General features: G+C 62.7%; 14 protein-coding genes. 7 read left to right on the top strand and 7 right to left on the bottom strand.

Annotated features, from left to right (window positions below):
- Window positions 1-15 precede the first annotated feature (15 nt).
- Window positions 16-1,095 carry a tRNA epoxyqueuosine(34) reductase QueG gene (gene queG / locus PCOSP_RS02630; RefSeq protein WP_139646768.1) on the top strand — a complete coding sequence of 360 codons (1,080 nt, stop codon included), beginning with the start codon at window positions 16-18 and terminating at the stop codon, window positions 1,093-1,095.
- On the opposite strand, the gene PCOSP_RS02625 is transcribed toward queG, so the two are convergent.
- Both PCOSP_RS02625 and orn read right to left on the bottom strand, forming a co-directional pair.
- On the bottom strand, window positions 1,077-1,691 hold the full coding sequence (locus PCOSP_RS02625; protein WP_175364030.1) for a trimeric intracellular cation channel family protein: 615 nt from the start codon (window positions 1,689-1,691) through the stop codon (window positions 1,077-1,079). The genes queG and PCOSP_RS02625 overlap by 19 nt on opposite strands.
- 210 nt (window positions 1,692-1,901) lie before the next feature.
- Window positions 1,902-2,444, bottom strand: a complete 543-nt coding sequence (gene orn / locus PCOSP_RS02620; RefSeq protein WP_139646772.1) for an oligoribonuclease — start codon at window positions 2,442-2,444, stop codon at window positions 1,902-1,904.
- Between the two features lie 109 nt (window positions 2,445-2,553).
- On the opposite strand from orn, the gene rsgA reads away from it, so the two are divergent.
- A complete protein-coding gene (gene rsgA, locus PCOSP_RS02615) occupies window positions 2,554-3,585 on the top strand; it encodes a small ribosomal subunit biogenesis GTPase RsgA (RefSeq protein WP_041020802.1) in 1,032 nt (343 codons plus the stop codon).
- 151 nt (window positions 3,586-3,736) lie between these two features.
- On the opposite strand, the gene motB is transcribed toward rsgA, so the two are convergent.
- A complete protein-coding gene (gene motB, locus PCOSP_RS02610; protein WP_139646774.1) occupies window positions 3,737-4,777 on the bottom strand; it encodes a flagellar motor protein MotB in 1,041 nt (346 codons plus the stop codon).
- A 3-nt stretch (window positions 4,778-4,780) separates the two neighbouring features.
- Window positions 4,781-5,632 (bottom strand): flagellar motor stator protein MotA, encoded by an 852-nt coding sequence (gene motA / locus PCOSP_RS02605; RefSeq protein WP_139646776.1) that lies wholly within the window; start codon window positions 5,630-5,632, stop codon window positions 4,781-4,783.
- Window positions 5,633-5,786: 154 nt separating this feature from the next.
- Between motA and PCOSP_RS02600 the strand changes: the two genes are divergently transcribed.
- The 3 genes from PCOSP_RS02600 to asd are packed head-to-tail and all read left to right on the top strand — an operon-like array spanning window position 5,787 to window position 9,063.
- Window positions 5,787-7,325: an HDOD domain-containing protein gene (locus PCOSP_RS02600; protein WP_139646778.1), complete on the top strand. Its 1,539-nt coding sequence runs from the start codon at window positions 5,787-5,789 to the stop codon at window positions 7,323-7,325.
- 42 nt (window positions 7,326-7,367) lie between these two features.
- Window positions 7,368-8,183 carry a rhodanese-like domain-containing protein gene (locus PCOSP_RS02595; protein ID WP_464710256.1) on the top strand — a complete coding sequence of 272 codons (816 nt, stop codon included), beginning with the start codon at window positions 7,368-7,370 and terminating at the stop codon, window positions 8,181-8,183.
- A 19-nt stretch (window positions 8,184-8,202) separates the two neighbouring features.
- Window positions 8,203-9,063 (top strand): archaetidylserine decarboxylase, encoded by an 861-nt coding sequence (asd, locus tag PCOSP_RS02590; RefSeq protein ID WP_464710255.1) that lies wholly within the window; start codon window positions 8,203-8,205, stop codon window positions 9,061-9,063.
- A 52-nt stretch (window positions 9,064-9,115) separates the two neighbouring features.
- Here the strand turns inward: asd and PCOSP_RS02585 are convergent, their stop codons facing one another.
- Complete coding sequence (locus tag PCOSP_RS02585; RefSeq protein ID WP_464710253.1) at window positions 9,116-9,259, bottom strand: hypothetical protein; 144 nt, start codon at window positions 9,257-9,259, stop codon at window positions 9,116-9,118.
- Window positions 9,260-9,511: 252 nt separating this feature from the next.
- Between PCOSP_RS02585 and PCOSP_RS02580 the strand changes: the two genes are divergently transcribed.
- Complete coding sequence (locus PCOSP_RS02580; RefSeq protein WP_464710252.1) at window positions 9,512-11,272, top strand: molecular chaperone; 1,761 nt, start codon at window positions 9,512-9,514, stop codon at window positions 11,270-11,272.
- A gap of 189 nt (window positions 11,273-11,461) precedes the next feature.
- Here the strand turns inward: PCOSP_RS02580 and serB are convergent, their stop codons facing one another.
- Window positions 11,462-12,676 carry a phosphoserine phosphatase SerB gene (gene serB, locus PCOSP_RS02575; protein WP_041022088.1) on the bottom strand — a complete coding sequence of 405 codons (1,215 nt, stop codon included), beginning with the start codon at window positions 12,674-12,676 and terminating at the stop codon, window positions 11,462-11,464.
- 133 nt (window positions 12,677-12,809) lie between these two features.
- Between serB and PCOSP_RS02570 the strand changes: the two genes are divergently transcribed.
- The gene (locus PCOSP_RS02570; protein WP_041022087.1) at window positions 12,810-14,324 is read left to right on the top strand and encodes an AhpA/YtjB family protein; all 1,515 of its coding nucleotides are present in this window, start codon (window positions 12,810-12,812) and stop codon (window positions 14,322-14,324) included.
- A 253-nt stretch (window positions 14,325-14,577) separates the two neighbouring features.
- Here the strand turns inward: PCOSP_RS02570 and PCOSP_RS02565 are convergent, their stop codons facing one another.
- On the bottom strand, window positions 14,578-15,288 hold the full coding sequence (locus tag PCOSP_RS02565; protein WP_139646786.1) for a PqiC family protein: 711 nt from the start codon (window positions 15,286-15,288) through the stop codon (window positions 14,578-14,580).
- Window positions 15,289-15,403 lie beyond the last annotated feature (115 nt).

The raw sequence follows: 15,403 nt of genomic DNA, 5'->3' as shown, positions 1-15,403 counted from the left end.
GGTTTCTCTCGCCTCATGCCAGCCATTCCCACCGATCTTCCCGCCCTCGCCCAATCCATCAAGGACTGGGGCCGCGAGCTGGGTTTCCAGCAAGTCGGCATCAGCGGACTGGACCTTGGCGAGCATGAGCAACACCTGCAGCGCTGGCTCGAAGCGGGCTACCACGGCGAAATGGACTACATGGGCGCCCACGGCAGCAAGCGCTCGCACCCCGAGGAGCTGGTGCCGGGCACGCTGCGGGTGGTGTCCCTGCGCATGGACTACCTGCCGGGCGACACGCACATGGCGCAGATGCTCGGCCAACCGGAAAAAGCCTACGTCTCGCGCTATGCGTTGGGCCGCGATTACCACAAATTGATCCGTAAACGCGTGCAGCAACTGGCAGAAAAAATCCAGGCGGTCATCGGCCCCTTCGGCTACCGCGCTTTTGTCGACAGCGCACCGGTCCTGGAGAAAGCCATCGCCGAACAGGCCGGGCTCGGCTGGATCGGCAAGAACACCCTGGTGCTGAACCGCAAGGCCGGCAGTTATTTCTTCCTGAGCGAACTGTTTGTCGACCTGCCACTGCCGGTGGATCCGCCCCACGCTAGCGAACACTGTGGCAAATGCACGGCGTGCCTGGACATCTGTCCGACCAACGCATTCATCGGCCCCTACGTACTGGACGCCCGCCGCTGCATCTCCTACCTGACCATCGAGCTGAAAAGCGCCATTCCTGAAGAACTGCGCTCTTTGATCGGCAACCGGGTGTTCGGCTGTGACGACTGTCAGATCGTTTGTCCATGGAACCGTTTCGCCCGGCCGTCCGGAGAGAATGATTTCAAGCCACGACACAACCTGGACAATGCCGGGCTGGCCGAGCTGTTCCTGTGGGACGAGGAAACCTTCCTCAAGAGCACCGAAGGCTCACCGCTGCGCCGCGCCGGCTATGAGCGATGGTTGCGCAACCTGGCGGTCGGCCTGGGCAATGCCCCTTCAACCATTCCGGTGCTGCAGGCGCTGGAGGCACGGCGCGATCACCCCTCCGACCTGGTGCGTGAGCATGTGGAGTGGGCGCTGCGCCAGCATGCGCAGCGTCAGACCTCGTCGTTATAGACGAACTTCGGCATTTCCCAGTGGAAGCGGATCGCCAGGAGCCGCAGCAGGAAACCGCCAAACAAGGTGATGAGCACGGCCTGTTCACTGGGCAAGGCCAGGTAGACGCACAGCAGATAACACCATGCGGCGGCAAACGAGACGCTGGCATACAGCTCGCGACGGAAGATCAGCGGAATATCGTTACAGAAGATGTCCCGCAGGATCCCGCCAAACACGCCGGTAATCACTCCACTGACCGACGCCACCAACATGCCATGGCCCATTTCCAGGGCCGTCATGCAGCCGATCAGCGTGAATGCCACCAGGCCCGCGGCGTCGAGCACCAGGAACAACGAGCGCAGATGACGCATCCAGCGCGCCAGGAACACCGTCAGCATCGCCGCCGCCGTGGTCAGCACCAGGTATTCCGGGTGCTTGACCCAAGTCAGCGGGTAATGCCCGAGCAAGACGTCGCGCACCGAACCGCCACCCAGCGCCGTGATGCAGGCGATGAGCACCACGCCAAACCAGTCCATGCCCCGCCGCCCGGCAGACAGGGCGCCGGTCATGGCTTCGGCGGTAATGGCGATCAGATAAAGCATCAACAACATGATGACGGTCCTTGCAGGAAGGCGCGCAGTCTAGCCAGTTCGGAGCAGCACCAAAAGAGGGCAACCGCTTCCCCTGCCACATACAAACTTGTGGCGAGGGGAACCGTGGGAGCAAAGCTTGCTCGCGATGCAGGCAACACCACTCACTGCTGGACCGCGTCATCGTTCATCGCGGGCAAGCTTTGCTCCCACGGATCCCGCACCACAGCACGATCAGAACTTGATGAAATGCTTGCGGTAATGCTGCAGCTCGGCAATGGACTCGCGAATGTCGTCCAAGGCCAGGTGGCTGCCGCCCTTCTGGAAGCTGTCACGCACTTCAGGCGCCCAGCGGGCGGCCAGTTCCTTGAGGGTGGAGACGTCCAGGTTGCGGTAGTGGAAATAGCTTTCCAGGGATTTCATGTGGGTATAGAGGAAACGCCGGTCCTGGCAGATGCTGTTGCCGCAGATCGGTGATTTGCCCTTCGGTACCCACTGCTCGAGGAAGGCGATGGTCTGGGCCTCGGCCTCGGCCATGCTGATCTTGCTCTCGCGTACCCGCTGGGTCAGGCCCGAGCCGCCGTGCTGGCGGGTGTTCCACTCGTCCATGCCAGCCAGGATCTCGTCGCTATGATGGATCGCGATCACCGGGCCTTCGGCCAAGGTGTTGAGGTCACTGTCGGTGACGATGGTGGCCATTTCGATAATGACGTCGGTGTCGGGGTTCAGACCGGTCATTTCCAGGTCGATCCAGATCAGGTTCTGCGAATTTTGCATACGAAGGGCTCCTCGGAGTAGCTGCGCAGTTTAGCCTAGGCAGACCTCCGGGCGTGCTAAACTCGCCGCCGTTTTACCTATTCGCCGCATTTTTTCATACGGAACACCCATGGCCAAACGCCAACTCAATCGTCGTCAGAACTGGCGCATCGAAAAGATCCAGGGCGAGCGCGCCGCCCGCGCCGCCAAACGCGAATCCAGTGCGGTGCAAGCCCTGGAAGGCGGCGACCTGGGCCCTGAACAGACCGGCCTGGTGATCGCGCACTTCGGGGTGCAGGTCGAGGTCGAGGCCCGTGAAGGCGAATTGGCCGGCCAGGTCTTCCGTTGCCACCTGCGCGCGAACCTGCCGGCGCTGGTCACCGGCGACCAGGTGGTCTGGCGTGCCGGTAACCAGGGTATTGGCGTGATCGTGGCACAGTTGCCGCGCCACACCGAGCTGTGTCGTCCGGACAGCCGGGGCCAGCTCAAACCCGTGGCAGCCAACGTCGACATGATCGTCATCGTGTTCGCCCCGCTGCCAGAGCCCCATGCCAACCTGATCGACCGTTATCTGGTGGCGGCCGAGCATGCCGGTATCCGCCCGTTGTTGCTGCTCAACAAGTTCGACCTGATCGATGAGCAGAATGCCCCGGCGCTGAATGCCTTGCTGGCGGTCTATCGACAACTGGGTTACCCGGTGCTGGAAGTCTCCGCCCACCATGGCAATGGCATGGAACAACTGCAACGGCAGTTGGACGGGCGCATCAGCGTGTTCGTCGGCCAGTCCGGTGTCGGCAAGTCTTCGCTGGTCAACAGCCTGCTGCCGGAGGTCGAAACCCGTGTCGGGCCGCTGTCCGAGCTGTCCGGCCAGGGTACCCACACCACCACCACCGCGCGGTTGTTCCACTTCCCCGGCGGCGGTGAGCTGATCGATTCGCCCGGCATCCGTGAATTCGGCCTGGGCCACGTCAGCCGGGCCGACGTGGAGGCCGGGTTCATCGAGTTCAACGACCTGATCGGCACCTGCCGCTTCCGCGACTGCAAGCACGACCGCGAACCCGGCTGCGCCTTGCTCAAGGCACTGGAAGACGGCCGCGTGCAGCAGCAACGGATGAACAGCTATCGCTCGATCATCGCCAGCTTGCCGGAAAGCAGTTATTGATTCAGGGCGATTGAACGGCCGAACACTGTTGTGGCGAGGGAGCTTGCTCCCGCCTGTGGGAGCAAGGCTTGCCCGCGATGAACGTTGACTCGGTCTTGCAGCTGAATCGTGTCGCCTGCATCGCGAGCAAGCTTTGCTCCCACGAGCCCAATCACTGCGCAGGCGTTCCCGGCGGTTTCGGCGCGGCGTCGTCGAACAGGTTCAGACGTTCGCGCAACTCGTGGGCCGGCACCGGTTGCTGATCGGCCGGCAAGGCATTCGGATCGGCCGCAGCATCCGGCGGCGTCGCCGGTGCTTCGCCCGGGGCACCCTGGCCTTGGACCGGATCGGGTGCCGGGTCGTCGGTCTGCGAACCTTCGATGGCCTTCTGGGCCTTCTTGGTCAACACCACGATATCGATACGCCGGTTGACCGGGTTGAACGGGTCCTTGCGGTCGAACAACGCCGAGGAGGCGTAACCGACCACCCGTGCCACCTGCTCGTCCGGATAACTGCCGGCCACCAGGGCGCGACGTGCCGCGTTGGCGCGGTTGGCGGAGAGTTCCCAGTTGCCGAAATCACCCTTGCCGATATACGGCTTGGCGTCGGTATGACCACTGATGCTGATCTTGTTCGGCACCGCCTTGATGGTGTCGGCCATGGCCAGCAGGATGTCCTCGAAATAAGGCTTCAGGCGGGCGCTGCCGGAATCGAACATCGGCCGGTTCTCGGCATCCGTGATCTGGATGCGCAAGCCATTCGGCGTGATTTCGAACAGGATCTGATCCTTGAACTTCTGCAGCTGCGGGTTCTCGTCGACCTTGTTCTGCAACTCTTGCAGCAGCAACTCAAGGCGCTCGCGCTCGACCTGCTCGGCCATGCCTTCGACCTGCTCGGAATCCACCGTTACCTTGTCGGGCTGCGGCTGGGATTTGACCTCGGGGTTGAGGGTCGTCTCGGGCGCCAGGGTCGGTGAGCCGCCCAGGTCGATGATGTAGGGCGTACCGCTTTCAGTGAAGCCAACCGGATCCTTGAAGTAACCGGCGATGGCGATCTTCTGTTCCGGGGTCGCGGTGGACAGCAGCCACAGCACCAGGAAGAACGCCATCATCGCCGTCGCGAAGTCGGCGAAGGCGATTTTCCAGGCGCCCCCGTGGTGTCCAGCGGCTATGCGCTTGACACGCTTGATGATGATCGGCTGGTTATTTTCCATAACTTAACGACCGCGAACCGCTTGTTCCAGCTCGGCAAAGCTTGGACGGTGCGCCGGGTACAGGACCTTGCGGCCGAACTCTACCGCCAGCGAAGGCGGCATGCCCGAGGCCGAGGCCACGAGCGAGGCCTTGATGGCCTCGTAGGTGTTGAGTTCTTCCTTGGCATCATGGGCCAGAGAATGGGCCAGAGGGCCGAAGAAACCATACGCGGCCAGGATACCGAAGAAGGTACCGACCAGTGCCGCACCCACGTGCAGGCCGATGGACTTCTGGTCGCCATCACCCAGGGAAGCCATGGTCACCACGATACCCAGTACCGCGGCGACGATACCGAAGCCGGGCATGGCGTCGGCGATGCCGGTCACGGCGTGGGACGGATGCTCCAGGTCTTCCTTGAGGCTGTACAGTTCCATGTCGAACAGGCCTTCGAGCTCATGGGGGGCCATGTTGCCGGACGACATGATGCGCAGGTAATCACAGATGAACGCCGTCATGCGGGTGTCCTTGAGCACCGCAGGATACTTGGCGAAGATCGGGCTGGCGGCGGCGTCTTCGATATCACCCTCGATCGCCATCATGCCTTCGCGGCGGCTCTTGTTCAGGATCTCGTAGATCAGTCCCAACACCTCGAGATAGAAGGTGTGGCTGAAGCGCGAACTGAACATGCCCAGGGACTTCTTGAGCACGTGCATCGTCATATAGCCGGGGTTGGCCTGCAGGAATGCGCCAAGGGCCGCGCCACCGATGATCATCACCTCGAAGGGCTGGATCAGGGCGGCAATCTTGCCATGGGAGAGCACGTATCCGCCGAGTACGCTCGCGAACACGACAATGATGCCGATAATTTTAGCCATAGATTGAAAGTACTTATTTAAGTCGGGTTCAAGGTCATATTCGGAAGCTGGAAAATCTCTTCTTCTACTTATCGGCAAAACTGCGCCAGACTATAGCCAGTTCTGGCGAAAAGCCAGTTTGCCCCGTTGCAGCATGTGATGATCACGTCCAGCCATGGCTAACGAAACGAAGGTTCCAACCCCACGACCGACCACGCTCGAAGGCTGGGTAAAGCTGCTCGAGGGCGTGCATTTGCCGGTACCCCAGGCCAGTCATGACCAGGTCTGCAAGGCCATTGCCGACAGCCGCCGCTCGTTGCGCGACATCGCAGAGCTCATGCAGGACAGCCCTGCCCTGGCCCTGAGCGTCATCCGCGAAGCCAACCATCACACCCATGGCAGCCTCACCGAACCGGCGGAAAACCTCGAAGTGGCCATCAACCGCCTCGGCCTCAAGCGCACCGAGGAATTGCTCGCCCGCCTGCCCTCGCTGCCGGAGCAGGAGATACCCGTCGCCCTGCGCCAGTTGCAGCTGATCAGCCAGCACGCCACGCAGCAGGCCAATGGTTTTTTTGCCAGCCGCCTGGCACGGCTGTGGCAGGACATCCACTGGGGCAGCCTATTGTTCTTGTCGCCGCTCTGGCCCCTGGCCCTGACGCACCCGCGGTTGCTGGGAGAATGGGAAATGCGGGTGATCCACCAAGGCCAGTCGGCCAGCAAGGTGGAACGCGAATTGTTCGGCGTCAGCCTGCTGAAGATCTGTCTCGCCGTGGTGGAAGCCTGGCGCTTGCCGATCTGGGTGGCGCAAGGCTACCGCCTGCTGCTCAACGAGCGCCGTGAGTTGGTGAAGGTGCTGCGCATCGCCCGGGACAGTGAACACCCGCTGCGCCAGCAGAATCGCCTGGACGATGACCCGACCCTGCGCCGCTGGCTCAACCAGCCAGCCAACACCGTGCTACTGGCCAATGGCCTGGCACTTTCGGCCCACCAGGCCTGGGACTGCCCCCACAGCATCCGCTGGCAGTACCTCACCAGCCTGTACCTGCAGATGCCCATGGATGAGCTTCAGCAACAGTTGCACCAACAGGCCGCCCATAGCGCCCGCCACCATGCCATGCCAGACCTCTGGCACCCGGCCGTGGCGCTGCTCTGGCCTCCGGGCAGCCGTCGGGTCCAGATTGCAGGGCCCTCCGTCGCCCAACCGAGCACCGAAGACCTGACCCTGTGGCGCAAACGATGCGCTGCGCTGTTGGTAGAACCAAGCCCCTTCAGCAACGCCATGCACCTGACCACCTCGGCACGAGACGCACTGGTGGCGTGCGGCATGCGCCGGGTGATGATCCTGATGGCCGACCGCAGCCAGACCAGCGTACGCGTGCACCAGATCGCCGGCCTGCCCCCTGAGGCAGCGGCCATGAGTTTCTCCATCAACCAGAGCAAAGTGTTGCAGCGCTTGCTGGCGCAGCAGGCACAGGTTCGCCTGAACCCGGAGAACAATGCACAGTTCTCGGCCCTGCTGCCGCCGGGCCTGCGCGCCCTGTTCAAGGGCGAGCACATGCTGTTGCGCTCCCTGACCTGCAATGGCCGGGTGATCATGCTGGTGGCCGTGGACCAGGGCGGCGGGCCCTTTGCGGATATAACGGTGCAAGCCTTCGGCAGGACCGTTCAGTGCATCGAACGGGCCCTGCACACCTTTACCAACCGTGGCCGCTGAACTTGCTACAATCCCTTCCTTTTGCGCCCTTGGAGACCTGACATGCCTGACTTCTCTGGCTTGCCGCTGGTGATCGAGCCAAGCGATCTGCTCCCGCGTCTCGACGCCCGCGAACTGATTCTGGTGGACCTGACCAGCGCCGCGCGCTACAGCACCGGCCACATTCCTGGCGCACGCTTTGTCGATCCCAAGCGCACGCAGTTGGGTCAGCCGCCAGCACCGGGGCTGTTGCCGGCCAAAGCCGATCTCGAGGCACTGTTCGGCGAACTCGGGCACAACCCGGATGCGGTCTACGTGGTCTATGACGACGAAGGTGGCGGCTGGGCCGGACGCTTTATCTGGCTGCTGGACGTGATCGGCCACTCGAAGTACCACTACCTCGACGGCGGCCTGCTGTCGTGGCTGGAGGAAAGCCTGCCAGTCAGCACCGACGTACCGGCCGCCGTCGGTGACCCTGTGCAACTGACGCTGCGGGACGAACCCACCGCCACCCGCGAATACCTGCAAAGCCGCCTTGGTGCCGCCGACCTGGCGATCTGGGATGCACGCGGCCCGCTGGAGTATTCCGGCGAGAAAGTCGTGGCGGCCAGGGGCGGTCACATTCCCGGCGCGGTCAATTTCGAATGGACTGCCGGCATGGACAAGACGCGCAGCCTGCGTATCCGCCAGGACATGCCGCAGATCCTCGAACAACTGGGCATCACGCCCGACAAAGAGGTCATCACTCACTGCCAGACTCACCATCGCTCCGGCTTCACCTATCTGGTGGCCAAGGCGCTGGGTTACCCACGGGTCAAGGGCTACGCCGGTTCCTGGGGCGAATGGGGCAACCACCCCGACACCCCGATCGAGATTTGAAGGTTCCTAAGGACATTTAATGAAAAACCGTTTGTTCATCATCACTCAGTACCTGCTGCCCCACCACCTGCTGTCACGGCTGGCCGGCTGTATTGCCGAATGCCGCGTACGCTGGTTCAAGAATGCGTTCACCCAGTGGTTCGCCAAGCGTTATCAAGTGGATATGTCCCAAGCCCTGGTGGAAGACCTGACCGCCTACGAACACTTCAACGCGTTCTTCACCCGGGCCCTGAAAGAAGGCGCGCGGCCACTGGATGAAACACCGGGCGCGATCCTCAGCCCTGCCGACGGCGCCGTCAGTCAGCTGGGCCCCATCGAGCACGGCCGGGTCTTCCAGGCCAAGGGCCACAGCTTCAGCGTGCTGGAACTGCTGGGTGGCGACTCGGCCAACGCCGCACCGTTCATGGGCGGCGATTTCGCGACCATCTACCTGTCTCCCAAGGACTATCACCGCGTGCATATGCCGCTGGCCGGCACCTTGCGGGAGATGGTCTACATTCCGGGCCGTATTTTCTCGGTCAACCAGACCACCGCCGAGAACGTTCCAGAGCTGTTCGCCCGCAACGAACGCGTGGCGTGTATCTTCGACACCGAGCGCGGGCCGATGGCCGTGGTGCTGGTGGGCGCGATGATCGTGGCCTCCATCGAAACCGTCTGGGCCGGGCTGGTCACGCCACCCAAGCGCGAACTGAAGACCTTCCGCTACGACGAAGCCACCCGCGCGCCGATCCACCTGGAAAAAGGCGCCGAACTGGGCCGCTTCAAACTGGGCTCGACCGCCATCGTGCTGTTCGGGCCAGACCAGGTGAAATGGGCCGAGGAACTGGTGGCCGGCTCGCCGGTGCGGATGGGCCAGGGCCTGGCACTGCCCAAGGCCTAAGGCCACTGCCCTCCCTGTGGGAGCGAGCCTGCTCGTGATAGCGTCAGGTCAGTCAGATCCATACCGACTGATCCGCCATCATCGCGAGCAGGCTCGCTCCCACAATTGTTTCGTGGCGCTTGCGGGTCGTCTGTTCAGGCTTGATCCCCTGTGGGAGCGGGCCTGCTCGTGATAGCGTCAGGTCAGTCACTTCCATACCGACTGATCCGCCATCATCGCGAGCAGGCTCGCTCCCACAATTGTTTCGTGGCGCTTGCGGGTCGTCTGTTCAGCCTTGATCCTCTGTGGGAGCGAGCCTGCTCGCGATAGCGTCAGGCCAGTCACCTCTGTAATAACTGATCCACCGCCCTCGCGAGTAAGCCCGCTCGTACAGATCGGGCACTTCTTTCGGCCACACCTGCTAGAGTTGGAAACATCCTTTTCATTTCCAGCCGGAGCCGTCCACGGCATGAATGAGACCAGCCCTCTCCCACTGTTGCGCGTTTCCACTCCGACGCAATCACGCCTGTCGTTCTGCGAGGCTACGCCACGGGATCTCAAGCGCTGGATTGCCAACTTGCCCAAGGCCAACATCGGCGAAACGGCTCGCCTGTTGTACCAGGCCATCGGCGAACTCAACCTGCTGCTCACCCCCAGCGAGAATCGCCTGCAACTGCTCGAACTGCTGCGACCCGAGGTGTATTACGTCTGCAAGCACCTGGAGCGGCACTTCCTGCAACAGGCCATCGTGCTCGATGAGCGCTCGCGCAAGATCGTCAACCTGTGCCAGGCGCTGCAAAGTCACCTGGCAATGGGCTACAAGCAGATCGTGGCGCGCATCGCACCGAAGTTCACCAAGGACCAGGCCCGCCTGCTGAGCACCGCACTGCAACGGGCGATACATGCCCTCAACGGTCCGCTGCTGCGCGCCACCGAGTTGTACAGTCCGGTGCCGGAAGGTCTATGGCTCGATCTGCACCAGTTGTACCGGATCGCCTGCCAGTACCGGTTGCAACACCAGAGTATCAGCGACGACTTGGTCAGCCAGGTCCAGCAACTGAGCGCCGAGCAAACCTACGTCGCGGCCCTGCTGCTGGGCGCAGCACGCAGCAACCAGCTGCGTCAGGGGCAGATCGCACGACTGGCCGAAGTGCTGGAAGCCTGGAGCCAGCGGATCAAGCTGGACCCGACCAGCACCGCCGCCAGCCTGTTCGCCGTTGCGCCGGAGCTGGATGTCGGGCCGCGCTACCGTTCCAAGTTCAGGGCCGAGCAACAACCGGGCCTGCTGGGTGTCGACCTCGAACCGCTGGTGCGCGCGATCACCACTCATCTGGAGCGGCCTGCCGAGCACACCCTGCCGGTACCTGGCGGCATGAGCACCGATACTTTGCAGCATCTGCAAGCCGCCTGGGGTGAAGCCGTCGAACGCAGCTTCCAGCGCACCGAAGGCAATGGCACGTTGACCATTTGCGTAGGCATGAGTGCATTGCACTACTACCTAGGCGGCGAACGCTCCTTCAGCGAAATCCTGAAGGCCCCCGTCACCCGCAAGGCCCGCTTCGAAGCCTCGACCAGCAAGACCAACGATACCTGGAAGCAAGCCTTCGATGCCGCACCCACGGGGGACAGCGACATGCTGCCCTACGAAGAGATCGAATACCCGGTCAACCCGGCCGACGAAGAGGGTGGAGGGTCGGATAACCAGCATCACTTTCCCACCTACGAACTGCCAATCGTCAATCACAGCCCCGGCGGTTACTGCCTGGGCTGGCCGAAAGATGTACCGGAACAACTTCAGGCCGGGGAAATGATCGGCATTCGGGACACCAATGATCAAGCCTGGAGTGTCGCGGTGGTACGCTGGATCCGCCAGGTTCGCGGCGGCGCCATGCAGATGGGCATCGAGCTGGTCGCCCCCTATGCCCAGCCTTGCGGCGTGCAATTGCTCCGGGAGAAGAACGAATCCAGCCATTACCTGCGAGGGTTATTGTTGCCGGAGATCAGCGCCATCGAACTTCCCGCGACCATGATCGCCCCGCGCCTACCGTTCCAGGAAGGTCAGCAGGTCCTGATCAACACCAACGGCCGGGAACTCCGGGCAGGCCTGGACCGGCGGGTGACCAGCACCCACAGTTTCAACCAGTTTGCCTATCATCAGGAGGATGCCGGCCCCACCGGGGGTGGCGGTGATCAGGAAGGGGATTTCGATTCGTTGTGGAAGTCGCTTTAACAGACAACCAAGCAACCCTGTGGCGAGGGGATTTATCCCCGCTGGGCTGCCCAGCAGCCCTAAAGCCTGAGTCCTCGGTGCGTCAGGTTGACCGTGTACCTAAATTGGGGCTGCTGCGCAGCCCAGCGGGGCGGGGCGACGTTTCGCTAAATCCCCTCGCCACAAAAGAAAGAAGTCACAGGCCCTGGTTCAGAGCTGCCCGTCGCGATCCCTGAAACCGAGCAGGTACAACACCCCATCCAGCCCCAGGGTGGAGATCGCCTGCCTGGCCGATTGCTTGACCAGCGGCTTGGCCCGGAATGCCACGCCCAGGCCCGCTATCGCCAGCATCGGCAGGTCGTTGGCACCGTCACCCACGGCGATGGTCTGCTCCAGGCGCAGGCCTTCTTTTTCGGCCAGTTCCCGTAGCAAGTCCGCTTTGCGCTGGGCATCGACGATAGGTTCGACGGCCACGCCGGTGACCTTGCCGTCCACCACTTCCAGCTCGTTGGCGAACACGTAGTCGATGCCGAGCTTGGCCTGCAACTGCTTGGCGAAGTAGGTAAAGCCACCGGACAGGATCGCCGTCTTGTAGCCCAGGCGCTTGAGTTCGGCGAACAAAGTTTCGGCACCTTCCGTCAGACGCAGGGAGGCGCCTATGGCGTCCAGCACGCTGACGTCCAGGCCTTGCAGCAACGCCAGGCGCTCCTTGAAGCTGGCGCGGAAATCCAGCTCGCCGGCCATGGCCCGCTCGGTGATGGCCGACACCTTGTCGCCCACGCCGGCAGCCTTGGCCAACTCATCAATGACTTCGGCTTCGATCAAGGTCGAATCCATGTCGAACACCGCCAGGCGCCGGTTACGCCGGAACAGCGAGTCTTCCTGGAATGCGATGTCGACGTTCAGTTCCTGGGCCACGCTCAGGAACTCGGCACGCAACGCCTGGGGATCAGCCGGCTCGCCGCGCACGGAAAACTCGATGCAACCCTTGCCCTTGTCCGCCGGGGTGTCCAGCGGCATGCGCCCGGACAAGCGGTCGATATGATCGATGTTCAGGCCGTATTGGGCGGTGATCGAACTGACGCGCTGCAACTGCTCGGCGGTGACCTTGCGGGTCAACAGGGTAACGATGTGACGCTTCTTGCCCTGGCCAGCCACCCAGTGCTGGTAGTCCGCTTCGGACACCGGCGTGAAACGGACCTGTTGATCGAGCTTGTAAGCGGTGAACAGGATGTCTTTGAGCACCGACTTGCTCTGTTCGGCGTCCGGGATTTCAACCAGGATGCCAAACGACAGCGTGTCGTGGATCACCGCCTGACCGATGTCGAGAATGTTCACACCACCCTGGGCCAGAACGCCGGTAATGGCCGCAGTCAGACCCGGACGGTCGCTGCCAGTGATGTTTATCAGGACGATTTCGCGCAAGGCGCACCCCCGCAGGTGGAAAAAAACCGCATTCTACCCACTTTCAGTGACCATCGGGCACCGCCAGTGCTTTGCCGGTCATGGGGCTGTCGCTATACTGCGCGTCAATTTCACGGACAAAGAGCCGAGCTCAGTGAACCGGCCCACGCCAGTCAAAACCGACAACTTCTTCCTGCTGATCTTCCGTGCACTGCGCCATCGTCGCGTGCCGATTGCATTGCGCATTGCCAGCCATAACGTGATCCTGGTCGCCCTGGCCCTGGTCATCTATGCCTGTGTAATGGGCCTGCAATTCAAGCAGGCGATGCACGAGCAGGCCGATGCCCTGGGGGAAAGCCTGACCACCCAGACCGCCACGTCCGCCACCGAGCTGCTGGTGTCCAACGACATCCTCAGCCTCAACGTGCTGCTCAACAACCTGACCAAGAACAAGCTGGTGGCCCACGCCGCCATCTACAGCGTGGACAACCGCATCCTCGCCGAGGCCGGCCAGCGTCCCAAGCCGGGCCTGCTGGGCGAGTCCGGCGGCATGTACCAGAGCAAGATCACCTTCCAGGACGTGACCGCCGGACAACTGCGCATCAGCCTGGACATGGACCAGTTCCAGCAACCGATGACCATCAGCCTGCAAAGCATGGGCATCCTCAGCGCGATACTGCTGGCACTGGCGCTGGCCTTGAGCCTGCGCCTGGGGCGGCACCTCTCCACGCCACTCCTGCAGCTACGGGTCTGGCTGCGAGACATCGACGAACACACCCCGGCCACCCAGCGCCAGGACGAAATCGGCGATCTGGCTCGGCAGCTGCACGCCAGCTTCGCGCCGGAACCTGCGCCCGTGCCGGAGCCCGAGGACATCGACTACGTCGACGATGAGGCCGAACCGGAGTTCGAGGTGCGCAACCTGCGTGATCCCGGCTTCGACGAAAGCCAGCCGATGCCGACGTCCAGGCCCGCGCCTCGCCATGTGGTACGGGCGGTTGAAGACGAAGAAGATGACGACGCCTTCGCCGACCTGCGAGACGAGTCGATTGCCGGGCAACCGCAACCGCTCGCCAGGCCTGCCGCCTCGAACCAGCCACAGCACAGCGCCGTGCTGGCCGTGCAATTGGGCGCTCAGGACCAACTGCGTCGCCTGCCCCAGGCCCGCCTGAAGGAACTGCTCGAACGCTACCGCGATTGCCTCGACCAGGCCGCCTCGCTCTACCAGGGCGAGTTGCACACCCTGAACGACGGCAGCACCCTGATGCTGTTCCATACCGAAGACAGCGGCGACGATTACCTGACCAACGCCATTTGCTGCGGTGAACTGCTGCGGGCCCTGGGTCATCAATTACAGATCGAAGTCGCCGACAGCGGCATCACCCTGCAACTGCAATTGGGCCTGACCCTGGGCGACGGCCTGTTCGGCCTGAGCCAGATCGACCTGCTGCTGACCGAAACCGCCCAGGACGCCCTGGCCTTGTCGCAACACAGCCGCAACCTGCTGCTGGTGGAGCGCAAGATCAACGACGATGCCCTGATTCGCCAGCGCACCCGCATCCGCCCCATCGCCAGCCCCGAAGGCGCATGCTGCGTGGAGCGCTTGATGGAGCCGTACCCTTCGATGCTGGAGCGGCAGCTGGCGCGTATGCATGAGCGCCAGGCCTGAGTCCCGATCGCTGGAATGACTAAGCCCGCAGATGAGTGATTGTCTGCGGGCTTTTTTGTGGCCTTCGCTGGCCTCATCGCGAGCAGGCTCGCTCCCACAAGGACAGCGCTGAACCTGTGAGGGATATCTGTGGTTCTGGACCTGTGGGAGCGAGCCTGCGCGCGATGAGGCCAGCCCAGGCGCCAAAGTTCTATCCCGCAGAAACAACAAAGCCCGCATCAATGCGGGCTTTGTCTTGCATCCAGTCTGGTGATCAGAACCTGAACACTTCCATGTCGGTACGAATCGGCAAGGCCATCGGGATCTTTGGCGACTTCTCCGGTTCCACAGGCTTGGCCTGGGCAGGTGCCGACTTGCGCGGTGCGGCCTCGACCAGCGGAGGCTGGTTGGCCAATGGTTTGAGCGCGACAGACAGCTGCTCGGCCAAACGCTGCAGCAGAACGCCCTGAGCCTGGACCTGTGCAGCAGTACCGCCGGTATGTTGCTCCTGCAGATGAACGATGCGGTTCTCACGAACTTTGCCGCGACGGTCGATCAACCGCCATTGGGCATCGAGCACCGCCGGTTGCGCTTCGCCCGAATCCAGGCGGGTGATCGACAGCAGCACCTGGACGTCCGGGGTGAAACCCTGGGTGGCCGGTGCCAATACCACGCGCTGGCTGTCCAGGTGCCCGGCCACTTGGCGCAGCAGCAACTGGTCGATGTCCGAGGAGAGGCTGCCGGCCCAGCGACCGTCAGTGGCAGCCTGCAGGCTACCGTCAGGTTGGCGTTGCAGCAGGGTTTCGCGTTGCAGGTAGTCGGCGATCGACACCGGGCCCAGCAATACAGCCATGCCTGTGCTTTGCGCAGGTTGGGCCGGGTTGCCACTGTCGAGCTGATACAGCGACACTGGTTGATGGACGCTGCAACCCGCCAGGCCAAGCAGGCCGGCGAGCCATAGAATAGGAAGGCGCAGAGCAGTCATCGTTCCATCCAGGTGGCGGCCACAAGGCTTACCACAGTGAAAAAGTACTCGGTCATTATGAAGAACGCTCGGCCACGCCGGCGCTTGAAAGGGCCTATCATCCGTGAATATGCGT

This window comes from Pseudomonas sp. MAFF 730105 (assembly GCF_055380705.1).
The sequence above is the reverse complement of the archived record's forward strand: the minus strand, read 5'-3'. Positions and strand labels throughout refer to the sequence as shown.